We start from the raw sequence: 15,419 nt of genomic DNA, 5'->3' as shown, positions 1-15,419 counted from the left end.
CACTGACAACCGTCGTGAGTTGGGAGCTATCGGCATGACGATCGATCCCGGAGCCCGACAAGGTCTCGAGCCGTGGACCAGCTTCAGCAAGCAACAGGACATTCCTGAGTGGATCTCGAAAGCCTACGTAGAGAGCTATCGGGGTCCGCATAGCGACGAGCCGGGGGGCGCGGAAACCAGGCCCATCGACCTGACCGTGCCGACGGCCATCGTGACCCCGGCCATGCTGAGCGCGCACTATCGACTCGGCCTGCACCGCCCCGACGGCGAAAGCCGCGTCGCGGTGTACTCCGCGGAAGACCCAGCCGGGTTCGGCCCCGCCCTGCAAGTGGTCACCGATCACGGCGGCATGCTGATGGACTCCGTGACCGTGTTGCTACACCGGCTCGGGGTGCCGTACACGGCCATCATGACGCCGGTGTTCGAAGTCAAGCGCAGCCCCGAGGGGGACCTGCTGCGCGTCGAGGCGAAAGCGGAAGGCGCATCGCAGTACGCCGGCGAGGCGTGGATACACGTGCAGCTGCTGCCGTCGGTCGACAGCAAGGGGCTCAACGAGGTCGAACGGCTGCTGCCCAAGGTGCTGTCCGACGTTCAACAGGTCGCCAGCGACGCGGCGAGTTTGATCGCCGCGCTGAACGATCTGGCCGCGCAAGTCGAGGCCAACGCCGACGACCACTTCTCGGCGCCGGACCGCGACGACGTCGCCGCGCTGCTGCGGTGGCTGGTCAACGGAAACTTCCTGCTGCTGGGCTATCAGCGGTGCCACGTGCACGACGGGCAGGTCTCCGGCGACGGGACGCCCGGCCTCGGCGTCCTGCGCACCCGCACCGGCTCGCGCCCCCGGCTGACCGACGACGACAGGATGCTGGTGTTGGCGCAGTCCGTGGTGGGCAGTTACCTGCGCTACGGCGCCTATCCGTACGCCATCGCGGTTCGCGAATATGTCGACGGCGCCGTGATCGAGCACCGCTTCGTCGGGCTGTTCACGGTGGCCGCGATGAACGCCGATGTCCTAGAGATTCCGACGATTTCGCGCCGGGTCCGCGAAGCGCTGGCCATGGCCGACAGCGACCCGATACACCCGGGCCAGCTGCTGCTCGACGTCATCCAGACCGTTCCCCGCTCGGAGCTGTTCACGCTCAGCGCCGAACGACTGCTGACGATGGCCAAGGCGGTGGTGGATCTGGGCCCGCAACGAAACGCGTTGCTTTTTCTGCGCGCCGACCGCCTGCAGTATTTCGTTTCCTGCCTGGTGTATCTGCCCCGCGATCGCTACACCACGGCGGTGCGGCTGCAGATCGAAGACATCCTGGTGCACGAATTCGGTGGCACCCGATTGGAGTTCACCGCGCGGGTCAGCGAATCACCCTGGGCGCTAATGCATTTCATGGTTCGTCTGCCTTCCGATGCGCCCGACTCGGCGCCGGTCGACGTTTCCGAAGACAACCGGATCCGCATTCAGGCGTTGCTGAGCGAAGCCGCGCGAACCTGGACCGACCGGCTGGTCGCCGCGGCCGCCGACGGCTCGGTGGGGCACGCCGACGCCGAGTACTACGCGGCCGCCTTCCCCGAGGTTTACAAGCAAGCCGTCACCCCGGCCGATGCCATCGACCACATCGCCATCATCAATGGGCTGCAGGACAACTCGGTCAAGCTGGTGTTCGTCGAAGGCGACGACGGGACCGCGCAGCTGACCTGGTTCATGGGGGGACGCACCGCCTCGCTGAGCCAGCTGTTGCCGATGCTGCAGAGCATGGGTGTGGTGGTGCTCGAGGAGCGCCCGTTCACGGTCAACCGGTCCGATGGCCTGCCGGTGTGGATCTATCAGTTCAAAATCTCACCGCACCCCACCGTTCGGCTGGCCTCGACGCAAGCAGAGCGCGACGCGATGGCGGAGCGGTTCGCCGACGCGGTCACCGCGATCTGGCAGGGCCGCCTCGAGATCGACCGGTTCAACGAGTTGGTGATGCGCGCGGGCCTGCAATGGCAGCAGGTCGTGCTGTTGCGGGCCTACGCAAAGTATCTGCGGCAGGCGAACTTTCCCTACAGCCAGTCCCACATAGAGTCGGTGCTCAACGAACACCCCTCGACCGCACGATCGCTGGTCGCGCTGTTCGAGGCGCTGTTCGACCCGAGCCCCGATTCGTCGGCGAACCGCGATGCGCAGGCCGCCGCCGGGGCGGTCGCCGCAGACATCGACGCGCTGGTGGGCCTGGACACCGATCGCATCCTGCGGGCCTTCGCATCGCTGGTGCAGGCCACGTTGCGCACCAATTACTTTGTCACAAGGGAGGGTTCGGCGCGGGCCCGCAACGTGCTGGCGATCAAGCTGGACGCCCAGCTGGTCGACGAGCTACCGCTGCCGCGCCCGAAATACGAGATCTTCGTCTACTCGCCAAGGGTCGAAGGCGTGCACCTGCGGTTCGGGCCGGTGGCCCGCGGCGGCCTGCGCTGGTCTGACCGTCGCGACGACTTCCGCACCGAAATCCTGGGCCTGGTCAAAGCCCAAGCGGTCAAGAACGCCGTCATCGTGCCGGTGGGCGCCAAGGGGGGATTCGTCCTCAAGCGGCCCCCGCTGCCCACCGGCGATGCCGCGGCCGACCGCGAGGCCAGCCGCGCCGAGGGGGTCGCCTGCTACCAGCTGTTCATCTCCGGCCTGCTCGATGTCACCGACAACGTCGACCACGCGACCGGGAAGGTCAGTCCCCCAACGGAAGTCATTCGGCGCGACGGCGACGACGCATACCTGGTGGTGGCGGCGGACAAAGGCACCGCCACCTTCTCCGACATCGCCAACGATGTCGCGAAGTCCTACGGATTCTGGCTGGGTGACGCGTTCGCCTCCGGCGGGTCGGTCGGATACGACCACAAGGCCATGGGTATCACCGCCAAGGGTGCTTGGGAGGCCGTCAAACGGCACTTCCGCGAGATGGACGTCGACACGCAGACCGAGGACTTCACCGTGGTGGGCATCGGCGACATGAGCGGCGACGTCTTCGGCAACGGCATGCTGCTGAGCAAGCACATCAGGCTGCTCGCCGCCTTCGACCACCGACACATCTTCCTGGATCCCGACCCCGACGCCGCGCGTTCGTGGGAGGAACGCCAACGGATGTTCGACCTGCCGCGGTCCAGCTGGGAGGATTACGACGCGTCGCTGATCAGTGCGGGCGGCGGGGTGTACAGCCGTGAGCACAAGGCGATTTCGGTCAGCCCGCAGGCCCGCGCTGCGTTGGGCATCGAGGGGCCGGAGGAGGGGGCCACCGAGATGACCCCGCCCAATCTGATCAAGGCGATTCTGCAGGCGCCGGTGGACCTGCTCTTCAATGGCGGCATCGGCACCTACATCAAGGCGGAGTCCGAATCCGACGCCGACGTCGGCGACCGCGCCAACGATCCGGTCCGGGTCAACGGAAGCCAGTTGCGCGCCAAGGTGATCGGCGAAGGCGGCAACCTGGGGGTGACCGCGCTGGGTCGCGTCGAGTTCGACTTGGCGGGTGGCCGGATCAACACCGACGCCATGGACAATTCGGCCGGTGTGGACTGTTCGGACCACGAGGTCAACATCAAAATCCTGATCGACTCCCTGGTGACCGCCGGCAAGGTCGAACCCGAGGAGCGAAAACCGCTGCTGGAGTCGATGACCGACGAGGTCGCGCAGCTGGTGCTCGCCGACAACGAAGACCAGAACGACCTGATCGGCACCAGCCGCGCGAACGCGGCGAGCCTGCTGCCCGTGCACGCCATGATGATTCAGTACCTGGTCGACCAGCGCGGCATCCACCGCGACCTGGAAGCACTGCCCTCGGAGAAGGAGATCGCGCGGCGCGCCGAGGCCGGCATCGGGCTCACCTCACCGGAGATGTGCACCCTGATGGCCCACGTGAAGCTGGGTCTCAAGGAGGAGATGCTCGAGACGGAGCTGACCGAGCAGGACGTGTTCGCCTCCCGACTACCGCTGTACTTCCCAAAACCCTTGCGGGAGCGGTTCACTCCGGAGATCCGCGCGCATCAGCTGCGCCGCGAGATCGTCACCACCATGCTGATCAACGACCTGGTGGACGCCGCCGGGATCAGCTACGCCTTCCGGATCGTCGAGGACGTCGGCGTCGGGTCGGTCGACGCGGTGCGCACCTATGTCGCCACCGACGCCATCTTCGGGGTGGGAGCGATATGGCGGCGCATCCGCGCGGCGAATCTTCCTGTCGCACTGTCGGATCGGCTCACGCTGGACACCCGGCGGCTGATCGACCGGGCGGGGCGCTGGCTGCTCAACTACCGTCCGCAGCCGCTGGCGGTCGGCGCCGAGATCAACCGGTTCGCCGCCAAGGTCCAGGCGCTGACGCCGCGCATGTCGGAGTGGCTGCGCGGTGACGACAAGGCCATCGTCGAAAAGGAAGCCGCGGAATTCACCTCCCAGGGCGCGCCAGAAGACCTTGCCTATTCGGTGGCCGCCGGGCTCTACCGCTTCAGCCTGCTCGACATCATCGACATCGGCGACATCAGCGACATCGACGCCGCCGAGGTCGCCGATACCTACTTCGCGCTCATGGACCGGCTCGGCACCGACGGGCTCCTGACGGCGGTATCCGAACTGCCTCGACGCGACCGCTGGCACTCCCTGGCGCGCTTGGCGATTCGTGACGACATCTATGCTTCGCTGCGATCGCTGTGCTTCGATGTGCTGGCCGTAGGGGAGCCGGACGAAAGTGGTGAAGAGAAGATCGCCGAGTGGGAGCACCTGAGTGCCTCCAGAGTCGAGCGGGCCCGCCGAACGCTGATCGAGATCCAGGAAAGCGGGAACCGGGATCTCGCGACACTGTCGGTCGCCGCGCGGCAAATCCGTCGCATGACCCGCACCAGTGGAAGAGGATCATCAAGTTGAGCGTCGGCTTCGTCGCGCCCGTGCCAGTGCGCTGGTCGGACATCGACATGTATCAGCACGTCAACCACGCCACCATGGTCACGATCCTCGAGGAGGCGCGCGTCCAGTTCCTCCGAGAGGCGTTCGAGGTCGATATTCTGACCATCGGGTTGCTCATCGCCGAGGTCAAGGTGACCTACAAAGGCCAGCTGCGGCTGGTGGATTCGCCGCTGCAGGTGACCATGTGGACCAAGCGGTTGCGGGCGGTCGACTTCACGCTGGGCTACGAGGTGCGCTCGGTCGGCGCGGATCCGGAGTCGAAGCCCGCCGTCATCGCCGAGTCGCAACTGGCCGCCGTGCATATCGAGGAGGAGCGACTGGTGCGCCTCTCGCCACAACATCGGGAGTACTTGCAACGGTGGATCAGGTAGCCGAGCGAGGATTATGGCTGGGCGCCGACGCCATGGACGCCCACCGCAGGGATCTGGCAGCGTTCGTCGACCGCGCACTGCGACTCGATGATGCCGCGATCATCCGATTCCGAACCCGATCCCCGGGGCTGCTGACGGCCTGGGTAGCAACGGGTTTCGACGTGCTGGCCAGCAGGGTGGTGGTCGGCGAGGCGCGGCCCGGCGATCTGTCGGTGGGCGCGGACGCGCTGGCGCGCGGCCTTTCCGCGATGGACGCCTCGGGTTACGTCGATCCCGGCTTCGCGATGGATTCGGCGTGGCGCGGTGCGTTGCCGCCGGAAACCGGCTTCACCCACCTCGAGGACATACCGGCCCGGGTGATGCTGGACTTGGCGCAACGCGGTGCCCAACTCGCCAAGCAGCACAGCGGTTCTCATGGCCCGCCGGTGTCGCTGCTCGATCAGGAGGTCGTTCAGGTGAGCTCGGCCGACGTGCGCGTCGGGCTACCTATGCGCTGCGTGTTCGCGTTGACCGCGATGGGTTTTCTGCCGCAGTCGCCCGATGCGGTCGCCGCCGACGAATTGATCCGGGTCCGGATATTGCCGACGTGGTTGCGCCTGGACGCCCGGTTCGGTTCGGTGTATCGCCGCCGCGGCGATCCCGCGCTGCTGCTGCGCTGACGCGAGCCGGGCGTGAGCGATTTGTCAAACGGATCACGCTGAGTTTAAGCCGAATGCGGGCAGGGCTCAGCACGCGGCTCAGGGGCCGTAGCGCAGCCACAGCGGCAGCACGGCGTCGAGATGGTCCATGAATTTCTTCAGGCCCACGCGAAACTGCCCGTAGCCGTAGGGGTCTTCGGCGTACTGGGGGAACGCGATGCCCACCCCGAACAGGCCGGGGGCCAGTATTCCGTTGATGGGGTTGTAGTCCAGCCGCCCCCACTGCGGCGTCTCGGGCAACTTCCTGCGCTCGAAACCGACGGTGTAGATTACGCGGTCGCACTGCGCCAGCTTCTCGTCGAATTGCGGGCTCGATACCCAGCAGCGTTCGAGGCCGTCGGGGAGTGCCCCGTCGATGTTCTCGCGCGCCCAGACGGCCGCCTGCCCCTTCAGCCCTGTGTCGTCAAACAGGATCCAATCGTCCAGATAGACAGCGTATTTCAGGGGGCTTCGGTAAAAATTGATGATGCGTTTGACGGGGTGGCGCAGCAGGTTCGGCAGCACGATCATCGACGAGTGCGACGAGCCGAACACGGCGACCGTCGCCCCTTCGAGTGATTCTTCGGCCAGCCTGTCGGGGTCCAGGGCGACCTGGACGGGTATCTCCTCGAGGTCGGGGTGGCAAAGCTTTTTGGGATCTGCGCCGACGGCGAGGATCACGTTCTTGGCGAAGATGTCGCGCTGTTCGGTCTCGACCCGCCATTGCCTGTTCGCCAAGAACAGCGCGGTGGCGGTCGTCGTCAAGGCGTCGACCTGCTCACGCAACTGCTCGGTGATCCACACCAGGGGTTCGGCGACCAGGCCGAGCGGACAAGTCTCTTGTGGATCGATCTCCTTGAGCGGCATCGGCGGTGCTTCGGAGAACCGAAAGGCCTTGGAGCCGTTGAAGTACTCGAGGAAGAGCGCGACATGGGTGTTGCTGGAAACAGACCGCCACTTCTGGCCGATGTCGCCGCCGGCGAAGGCCGGATCGATCCAGGCGATCCGTTCGCCCGCGACTCCGTGATCCAGCAGCCTTCCCACCGCGGCGATGCCCGCCGGCCCGGCACCGATCACTGTCCACTCGTAGGAAGCCATGCACAACATATAGAGCAGTCCGCCGCGAAATGCTCACCGTCGATTCGGCGGTGTGACCCCGGGCCGGCTACGCCAGCCAGGCCGCGGAATCGGGTGGCAGTTTTCCGCCCAGCAGCGGTGCGCTCGCCAGCATCAGCTCGCCGGGCGGCAGCGGCACCGGCGATTCGCCGGCGTTGAGCGCGCAGACCAGCCCGCCGGGGCGCCGGAAGATCACCACGTCGCCGGGCGCATCCAGCCACTCGACGCCGTCGCCGTCGAATTCCGCGCGGCGCTTTCGCAATTCGATCGTCCGCTGGAAGAACGACAGGGTCGAGTCGGGATCGCCGCTCTGCTTCTCGACGGTCAGTGCCGCCCATTGGGCGGGCATCGGCAACCACGTCTGCGACGACGACGAGAACCCGAACGGCGGCTCCTGACCCGACCACGGCATCGGCACCCGGGACTTGTCGCGGCCCCGCTCGGTGTGTCCGGACCGTTCCCAGGTCGGGTCCTGCAGCACCTCCTCGGGCAGATCCAGCACGTCGGGCAGGCCCAATTCTTCGCCGTTGTAGATGAACACCGTGCCCGGCAGGGCGAGCATCGCCAACGCCATGGCCCGAGCCCTGCGCAGCCCGACCTCGCCGCCGCCGTAACGGGTCACCTCGCGTTCCACGTCGTGGTTCGACAAGGTCCAGGTCGGGACGGCGTCATAGATCGCGGTGGCCGCGAGCGAGTTCTCGATGGCGTCACGGATCTCGCCGGCGTCGAAGCCGACCTTGGTCAACCGGAAATTGAAGCCCAGGTGCAGTTCGTCGGGCCGCAGGTACTCGGCCCACAGCTGGTTGTCCATCACCCACACCTCGCCGATCGTCACCGCCCCCGGGTACTCGTCGACGACCTTGCGGATTTTGCGGTGGATGTCGTGCACACCCGCATTGTTGAAACGCGGGTCGTCGTCCGTGTGCCTCAGCACCTTGACGTCGGCCTTGGCGTCGGGCAGGCCGGGCGGCTTGGCCATCCCGTGCGCCACGTCGATGCGGAAGCCGTCCACCCCCCGGTCCAGCCAGAACCGCAGCGACGTGGCGAAGTCCTCGAAGACCTCCGGATTCTCCCAATTCAGGTCCGGCTGCTCGGCATCGAAGAGGTGCAGGTAGTACTGGCCAGGGTTGCCGTCCGGCTCGACCACCCGCGTCCAGGCGGATCCGCCGAACACCGACGTCCAATTGTTCGGTGGCAGCGCCCCGTCGGGCCCCTTGCCGTCGCGGAAGTGGTAGCGCTCCCGCGCGCCGGTACCCGGGCCGGCGGCCAGCGCCGCCTGGAACCACGGGTGCGCGGAGCTGGTGTGGTTGGGCACCACGTCCATGGTGATCTTGATGCCCCGCCGGTGCGCCGCCGCGATCAGCCGGTCGATCGCGGGCATCCCGCCGAACAGGGGGTCGATGTCGCGCGGGTCGGCGACGTCATAGCCGTGGTCGGCCATCGGGGAGACGGTGACCGGGCTGAGCCAGATCGCGTCGATGCCGAGCCGCTCCAGGTAATCCAGATGGGCGACGATTCCGTCGATGTCGCCGACGCCGTCACCGTTGCTGTCGGCGAACGATCGCGGATAGACCTGGTAAAAGACCGCGTTCGACCACCATGCTGCGGGGCTCATGCTGCTCCGTTCGGTTGCGAGGCATCTAGAAGGGCGAATTGACCAGCGAGTCGGCGGCCATCTCCAGGTAGTTGAGCAACTCGCGGCGGTGCTCGTCGTCGAGCGTCTGCGAATCGATCGACGCGACGGCGGTGTGCATGCACCGCAGCCACGCGTCGCGCGCCAGGGGAGTGATGCGGAAGGGCACGTGGCGCATCCGCAGTCGGGGGTGTCCGCGGCGGTCGGAGTAGGTGCGCGGGCCGCCCCAATACTGCTCGAGGAACATCCGCAAGCGTTCCTCCGCGCCCTCGAGGTCGTCCAGCGGGTACAGCTCGCGCAGGATCTCGTCTTCGGGAACCTGGGCGTAAAAGCGGGACACGATCGCGTGGAAAGTCTCGGCACCGCCGACCGCGTCGTAGAAGGACTCTGTCACCTGATCCATCGCCGTCCATTGTGGTGCATCCTCGCGGCACCCAGCGGAGGCGGCCCGGCCCCATGCCTGGTGTTCACCGGATCGACACGGCGGTCACCTGCAATAGGGGTGCGATCGGCGGCGAATCATGGTGGACTGTTCGCGGAGGATCTATGGCGCAGGGCAACAGACGCCGCAGGCACCGCAGTCAGGTAGCCGCGGCAGGGTCAACCGGGCCCACAACCGCGTCGTCGCTGCATAGTGTTGAGATCCATCCGCCCGTCCGCTCGGAGGGCGCTTCGCTGTGGAGTCGCCGGCGGGTCCTGCTGCTGAATTCCACCTATGAGCCGCTGACGGCGCTGCCGCTGCGCCGCGCGATCGTCATGGTGATCTGCGGAAAGGCCGACGTGGTACACCACGATCCCGCCGGCCCCGTCATCCACTCGGCTACCAGCTCGATCGTGGTGCCCTCGGTGATCCAGCTGCGGTCCTACGTTCGGGTTCCTTACCGGGCGCGCGTCCCGATGACCCGCGCCGCGCTGATGCACCGCGACCGGTTCTGCTGCGCCTATTGCGGGGCGAAGGCGGACACCGTCGACCATGTGCTGCCCCGCAGCCGCGGCGGTGACCATTCCTGGGAGAACTGCGTCGCGTGCTGCTCGACGTGCAACCACCGCAAGGGCGACAAGCTGCTCAGCGAGCTCGGCTGGGCACTGCGCCGCCCGCCGCTGCCGCCGACCGGGCAGCATTGGCGGCTGCTGTCGACGGTCAAGGAACTGGATCCGGCGTGGGCCCGATACCTGGACGAGGGCGCCGCCTGATCGGCGATCGGGTGTCCGGTCGCGCCGGTAGATCACTTCGTGGGATACGGTTTGCGTCGTGAGCCCAATGCATGTCCATCTGTTCATCGTCGGAATACCGCTGCTGTTGGTGATCCTGCTGTCGGCGCTGATCTGGTCCCACAAGGGGCCCCACCCGGCGGCCTACAAGTTGGGCGAGAAGTGGACGCATCCGCCGATCCTGTGGGCGGCCACCGGCGAAGACGTCGGCGTTGTCCACGGCGGGCATGACGGGCACGGCACGTCGGAATTCGCAGTCGGAGGTGGGGCCAGTGGCACGTGGTGAGGTAGCGACGAGGGAACCCGCCGGGCTGCCCCACGGCTCGGTGATCACCACGAGCGGACGGATCTCCGCCGTCACCGAGCCGGGCGAACTGTCGGTGCGATTCCCGTTTTCGACCAAAGACCTGGTCGCCGTGGACGATGCGCTGAAGTTCGGCTCTCGGGCATCCAAGACGCGCTTCGCGATCTATCTGGGCGACCTGGGCAGCGACACCGCCGCGCGAGCCCGCGAGCTCCTGGCCGACGTGCCGACGCCGGACAACGCGGTGCTCCTGGCCGTCTCGCCCGACCAGAAGGTCATCGAGGTGGTCTACGGGTCGCAGGTTCGCGGCCGTGGCGCCGAGTCGGCCGCACCGCTGGGTGTCGCCGCCGCGTCGTCGGCGTTCGAGCGTGGCGACCTGGTCGACGGCCTGGTGAGCGCGATTCGCGTGCTGAGCGCCGGGATTTCGCCCGCCTGACTCAAGGCTCAGTCCTCGCCCGCGTCGAATCGGCGCGCCCGCAACGAACGCTTCACCCCGGCCTGGCCCTCGAGCACGAGGCGTCGCAACGGGGCCGGCACCTGTGGGTCGGACAGGAACTTGTCCGCGGCGGCGACGCCGTCGTCGCTGATGTCCCAGTGCGGGTACAGGCCGATCACGACGGTCTGGGCGACTTCGCTGGACCGGCGCGCCCAGACTCCGGAGATCGCCTCGAAGTAGCGCGCGGTGTACGGCTTGAGCAACTCGGCCTGCCCGGGCGGGGCGATGCCCGCGATGATCGATCGGGCGGTGATGTTCGCCAGGGTGTCGTCCTCGACCACCGTCGTCCAGGCTGCGTCCTTAACCTGCAACTGGGGCCGCGCCGTCGCGGCCTGGGCGCCGTGGCGCTTGCCGGCGGCGGTCGGGTCGCGCTGAATCTCGGCATCGATGAACGGTGTCGCGGGTCCGTCGGCGTCGACCTCGCCCGCGGTGGCCAGCGCCGTGACGATCCGCCACCGCAGGTCCGTGTCGACCTCGAGGCCCGCCAGGCCCGACTCGGCGGGGTCGCGGTCGAGCAGGTTCGCCAGCGTCGCAACATGACCGGCCGACAGCACCGACGAGCACAGCGTGTTGACGAAGGCGAGCTGGTGATCTGAGCCGGGCTGCGCGCCGCGTGCCAGCTCCAGCAGCCGGTCGGCGAACCGCGGCCAGCCGTGCTCGCGCGCCCAGCCCTGCTCCGCGTATGACGTCAGGGCCGTCTGCGCCTGCAGCAACAACCGCTGTGCCACACCCACTTCGGACTCGGCGTGCACGCCGCCCATCACCAGGGCCACGAAGTCGCGGGCGCGCAATTCGGCCTCGCGCGTCATCTCCCAGGCCGCCGACCAGACCAGCGACCGCGGCAGCGGCTCGGCGATGTCGGCGATGCGCTCCAGCGCGGTGCGCAGCGACTCGGCGTCCAGTCGCAACGAGCAATAGGTCAGGTCGTCGTCATTGACCAGCACCAGCCGGCCTCGCGAAACGCCAACCAGCCCAGAGACTTCCGTGACGGGCCCCTCGACGTCGAGTTCCTCGCGGTGCACCCGCACCAGCTTGCCGGTCCCGTCGTCGTCGTAGATCCCGACCGCCAGCCGGTGCACCCGGGTCTCGCCGGCACCCGGGGCGGCCCCGCTCTGGGTCACCGCGAACCGGGTGAACTCGGCGTTGTCGTCGACGTCGAACTCCGCCCGCAACGTGTTCAGCCCGGTCGTCTTCAGCCACTGCTGACCCCAGTCGGACAGATCACGTCCCGACGCCCGCTCCAAGGCGGTGACCAGATCGTCGAACGTGGCGTTGCCGAAGGCGTGGGCGCGGAAGTAATCGCGCAGCCCGGCCAGGAAGTGCTCCAGCCCGACGTAGGCGACGAGCTGCTTGAGCACCGACGCCCCCTTGGCATAGGTGATGCCGTCGAAGTTCACCTCGACTGCGGCCAGGTCGGGGATGTCGGCGGCGATCGGGTGCGTCGACGGCAACTGATCCTGGCGGTAGGCCCATGACTTCTCGACCGTCGCGAACGTCGTCCACGCCTCGGTGAATTCGGTTGCCTCGCTTTGGCACAGCACCGATGCGAAGGTGGCGAACGACTCGTTCAGCCACAGGTCGTCCCACCACGTCATGGTGACCAGGTCGCCGAACCACATGTGCGCCATCTCGTGCAGCACGGTCTCGGCGCGCCGCTCGTAGGAGGCCCGGGTGACCTTGCTGCGAAAGACGTAGTCCTCGAGGAAGGTCACCGCGCCCGCGTTCTCCATCGCGCCGGCGTTGAATTCGGGGACGAACAGCTGATCGTATTTCCCGAAGGCGTAGGGCAAGCCGAAGTTCTTGTGGTAGAAGCCAAATCCCTGCTTGGTCTGGGTGAACAGCCGCTCGGCGTCCATGTGTTGGGCCAGCGAGGACCGGCAGAAGATGCCCAGCGGGATCTCGCCGTGCTCGTCGGTGTAGGTGTCGTTCCACTCGGCGTAGGGGCCTGCGATCAAGGCGACCAGGTAGGTGCTCATCCGCGGGGTGGTCGCGAAGGTGTGCAGGCCGTCGTTCACCGACACCGTCTCGCCGTTGGAGATCACCTTCCAATGCGTGGGCGCGGTGACCCGCACGTCGAACGTCGCCTTCAGGTCCGGCTGGTCGAAGCACGCGAACATGCGCTTGGCATCGGCCGTTTCGAACTGGGAGTACAGGTAGGTCTCGTTGTCGACCGGGTCGACGAATCGATGCAGCCCCTCACCGGTGTTGGAGTAGCGGCAGTCCGCATCGACGACGACGACGTTGCGGTCGGCCAGCCCGCGCAGCGGGATGCCCGTCGACTCGTCGTAGCCCGAGACGTCCAGATCGCGCCCGTTGAGCGTGGCGCTGCGGATGGTGTCGGCGGCGATGTCGATGACCGAGTCGGCGCCGGCGAGCGCGTCGAACACCACGGTGGTGACCGAGCGGAAGGTCCGTTCGCCGGGCGCGCCGGAGCCGTCGGTGAGATCGAGGTCGATCTGGTAGCTGGCGACGGTGATCAGGGCGGCGCGCTCGACGGCTTGTTCGCGGGTGAGGTTGGGGAGAGCCACATGTCCAACTTACGGGTCGGGCAAATCGGGAACAGGACGTAGACGCCTACGGTTGTGCAGATCAGACTTTCAACTTCACGAAAGGATCGCCATGCCTGAGAGCGCCGCCGCGAAGAACAAAGCCGATTTCTGGTTCGATCCGCTGTGTCCGTGGGCGTGGATCACCTCGCGCTGGATCCTCGAGGTGGAGAAGGTTCGCGACATCGACGTCAACTTTCACGTGATGAGCCTGGCGGTGCTCAACGAGAACCGTGAGGGTCTGCCCGACGAATACCGCGAACGGCTGGCGAAGGCCTTCGGCCCGGTGCGGGTGGCGATCGCCGCTGAGCAGGCCCACGGGCCCGAGGTTTTGCGGCCGCTGTACACCGCGATGGGAACCCGGATCCACAACGAGGGCAACAAAGAGCTCGATGACGTGATCAAGCTGGCGCTGGCCGACGCGGGCCTGCCGGCCGAGTTGGCGGAGGCCGCGAACAGCGACGAGTACGACGAGGCGCTGCGCAAGAGCCACCACGCCGGCATGGATCCGGTGGGCGACGACGTCGGCACCCCGACCATTCACGTCAACGATGTGGCGTTCTTCGGGCCGGTGCTCTCCAAGATTCCGCGCGGGGAGGAAGCGGGCAAGCTGTGGGACGCCTCGGTCACCTTCGCGTCCTACCCGCACTTCTTCGAGCTCAAGCGCACCCGCACCGAGAAGCCCGAGTTCGACTGACCGGTCGGGCGGCGATCCCGCGCGATCGCCGCCACCGGCCCGGAGGCGGGCTGTGTAAGGATTGCGGGCATGCGCGTCTACCTCGGCTCTGACCACGCCGGATTCGAGCTCAAGCAGCAGATCACCGACCACCTCAAAAAATCCGGGCACGAGCCGATCGATTGCGGCGCCTTCAGTTACGACGCCGAAGACGACTACCCGGCCTTCTGTATCGCCGCCGCGACACGCACCGTGGCCGATCCGGACAGCCTGGGCATCGTGCTGGGCGGGTCGGGCAACGGCGAGCAGATCGCCGCGAACAAGGTCCCCGGCGCCCGCTGCGCGCTGGCCTGGAGCGTCGAGACGGCGACCCTGGCCCGCGAACACAACAACGCCCAACTGATCGGGATCGGCGGCCGCATGCACACCGTGGCCGAGGCGCTGGCCATCGTCGATGCCTTCTTGACCACGCCGTGGTCGAAAGCCGAACGCCACCAACGGCGTATCGACATCCTCGCCGAATACGAACGCACCCATCAAGCCCCGCCGGTGCCCGGCGCGGCAGGTTGACGCCCGAAAGGTCTGCGCGTGCCCGAAGGGCATACCCTGCACCGGCTGGCCCGGCTACACCAACGCCGTTACGCCGGCGCCCCCGTCGCAGTGTCCAGCCCCCAGGGCCGCTTCGCGGATGCGGCTGCCGTGGTGGACGGGCGCGTACTGCGGCGCACCAGCGCGTGGGGCAAACACCTGTTCCACCACTACGCCGGCGGCCCCATCGTGCACGTGCATCTCGGGCTGTACGGTGCCTTCACCGAATGGGAACGGCCCGGTGACGGGTTGTTCCCCGAGGCGGTCGGGCAGGTGCGGATGCGCATGATCGGCGCCGATCACGGCACCGACCTGCGCGGCCCGACGGTGTGCGAAGTCATCGACGAAGGCCAGGTCAGCGACGTGCTGGCCCGGCTGGGCCCCGACCCGCTGCGCGCCGACGCCGATCCGTCGTGGGCGTGGCAGCGGATTGCCAAGTCCCGCAGGCCCATTGGCGCGCTGCTGATGGACCAGACGGTGATGGCCGGCGTCGGCAATGTCTATCGCAGCGAGTTGCTGTTCCGCCACCGGATCGACCCGTTCCGGCCCGGCCGCGACGTCCGCGAGGACGAATTCGACGCGGCCTGGACCGACCTGGTCGCGCTGATGAAGGTCGGATTGCGCCGGGGCAAGATCATCGTGGTGCGGCCCGAACACGACCACGGCGCGCCGTCGTATCGGCCCGACCGGCCCCGCACCTACGTCTATCGGCGTACTGGCGAACCTTGCCGGGTGTCGGGCGATCCCATCCGCACGACGGTGCTGGAGGGCCGCAACGTCTTCTGGTGCCCCACCTGCCAGACATAACAGCGTCGACGGCCGGGCATCGAGGCTCCACACGATTCCGTTTCGTGCGCCACCGGCCGGGTACGGCTC

Annotated in this window: 13 protein-coding genes; 9 read left to right on the top strand and 4 right to left on the bottom strand. The window is 67.4% G+C overall.

What is annotated here, in order from left to right:
* Positions 1 to 34: 34 nt before the first annotated feature.
* The 3 genes from AC5Y7E_RS17910 to AC5Y7E_RS17900 are packed head-to-tail and all read left to right on the top strand — an operon-like array spanning position 35 to position 5,954.
* Positions 35 to 4,885 (top strand): NAD-glutamate dehydrogenase, encoded by a 4,851-nt coding sequence (locus tag AC5Y7E_RS17910; protein ID WP_499950105.1) that lies wholly within the window; start codon positions 35 to 37, stop codon positions 4,883 to 4,885.
* Complete coding sequence (locus AC5Y7E_RS17905) at positions 4,882 to 5,295, top strand: acyl-CoA thioesterase (protein ID WP_499915334.1); 414 nt, start codon at positions 4,882 to 4,884, stop codon at positions 5,293 to 5,295. The genes AC5Y7E_RS17910 and AC5Y7E_RS17905 overlap by 4 nt, the downstream gene beginning before the upstream one ends.
* Before the next feature lie 32 nt (positions 5,296 to 5,327).
* Positions 5,328 to 5,954, top strand: coding sequence for a DUF8185 domain-containing protein (locus AC5Y7E_RS17900; protein WP_499950308.1), 627 nt, complete (start codon positions 5,328 to 5,330; stop codon positions 5,952 to 5,954).
* Between the two features lie 78 nt (positions 5,955 to 6,032).
* Here the strand turns inward: AC5Y7E_RS17900 and AC5Y7E_RS17895 are convergent, their stop codons facing one another.
* The 3 genes from AC5Y7E_RS17895 to AC5Y7E_RS17885 all read right to left on the bottom strand — a co-directional run bounded on the left by AC5Y7E_RS17895 (position 6,033) and on the right by AC5Y7E_RS17885 (position 9,115).
* Positions 6,033 to 7,049, bottom strand: coding sequence for a pyridine nucleotide-disulfide oxidoreductase (locus AC5Y7E_RS17895; protein WP_499950307.1), 1,017 nt, complete (start codon positions 7,047 to 7,049; stop codon positions 6,033 to 6,035).
* Between the two features lie 88 nt (positions 7,050 to 7,137).
* Positions 7,138 to 8,703: a glycoside hydrolase family 13 protein gene (locus tag AC5Y7E_RS17890; protein ID WP_499950104.1), complete on the bottom strand. Its 1,566-nt coding sequence runs from the start codon at positions 8,701 to 8,703 to the stop codon at positions 7,138 to 7,140.
* Positions 8,704 to 8,728: 25 nt separating this feature from the next.
* Positions 8,729 to 9,115, bottom strand: coding sequence for a globin (locus AC5Y7E_RS17885; RefSeq protein ID WP_156745326.1), 387 nt, complete (start codon positions 9,113 to 9,115; stop codon positions 8,729 to 8,731).
* A 152-nt stretch (positions 9,116 to 9,267) separates the two neighbouring features.
* Here AC5Y7E_RS17885 and AC5Y7E_RS17880 point away from each other — a divergent pair, with 152 nt between their 5' ends.
* The 3 genes from AC5Y7E_RS17880 (at position 9,268) to AC5Y7E_RS17870 (ending at position 10,673) form a co-directional block, all read left to right on the top strand.
* Positions 9,268 to 9,915: an HNH endonuclease gene (locus AC5Y7E_RS17880; protein WP_499950103.1), complete on the top strand. Its 648-nt coding sequence runs from the start codon at positions 9,268 to 9,270 to the stop codon at positions 9,913 to 9,915.
* Between the two features lie 67 nt (positions 9,916 to 9,982).
* Positions 9,983 to 10,219, top strand: coding sequence for an aa3-type cytochrome oxidase subunit CtaJ (gene ctaJ, locus AC5Y7E_RS17875; protein ID WP_499950305.1), 237 nt, complete (start codon positions 9,983 to 9,985; stop codon positions 10,217 to 10,219).
* Positions 10,206 to 10,673: a DUF5130 domain-containing protein gene (locus AC5Y7E_RS17870; RefSeq protein ID WP_499950102.1), complete on the top strand. Its 468-nt coding sequence runs from the start codon at positions 10,206 to 10,208 to the stop codon at positions 10,671 to 10,673. Before ctaJ ends, AC5Y7E_RS17870 begins: the two co-directional genes overlap by 14 nt.
* A gap of 8 nt (positions 10,674 to 10,681) precedes the next feature.
* Here the strand turns inward: AC5Y7E_RS17870 and pepN are convergent, their stop codons facing one another.
* Complete coding sequence (gene pepN / locus AC5Y7E_RS17865; protein WP_499950100.1) at positions 10,682 to 13,261, bottom strand: aminopeptidase N; 2,580 nt, start codon at positions 13,259 to 13,261, stop codon at positions 10,682 to 10,684.
* 91 nt (positions 13,262 to 13,352) lie between these two features.
* On the opposite strand from pepN, the gene AC5Y7E_RS17860 reads away from it, so the two are divergent.
* From AC5Y7E_RS17860 to AC5Y7E_RS17850, 3 genes are all read left to right on the top strand, one after another.
* A complete protein-coding gene (locus AC5Y7E_RS17860; RefSeq protein ID WP_499915344.1) occupies positions 13,353 to 13,976 on the top strand; it encodes a mycothiol-dependent nitroreductase Rv2466c family protein in 624 nt (207 codons plus the stop codon).
* Positions 13,977 to 14,045: 69 nt separating this feature from the next.
* On the top strand, positions 14,046 to 14,525 hold the full coding sequence (locus AC5Y7E_RS17855; RefSeq protein WP_499950099.1) for a ribose-5-phosphate isomerase: 480 nt from the start codon (positions 14,046 to 14,048) through the stop codon (positions 14,523 to 14,525).
* Positions 14,526 to 14,543: 18 nt separating this feature from the next.
* Complete coding sequence (locus tag AC5Y7E_RS17850; protein WP_499950098.1) at positions 14,544 to 15,350, top strand: Fpg/Nei family DNA glycosylase; 807 nt, start codon at positions 14,544 to 14,546, stop codon at positions 15,348 to 15,350.
* Positions 15,351 to 15,419: the final 69 nt, after the last annotated feature.

It is taken from the genome of Mycobacterium sp. NGS17, assembly GCF_059813205.1.
This window is presented reverse-complemented; position numbering and strand designations above follow the sequence as displayed.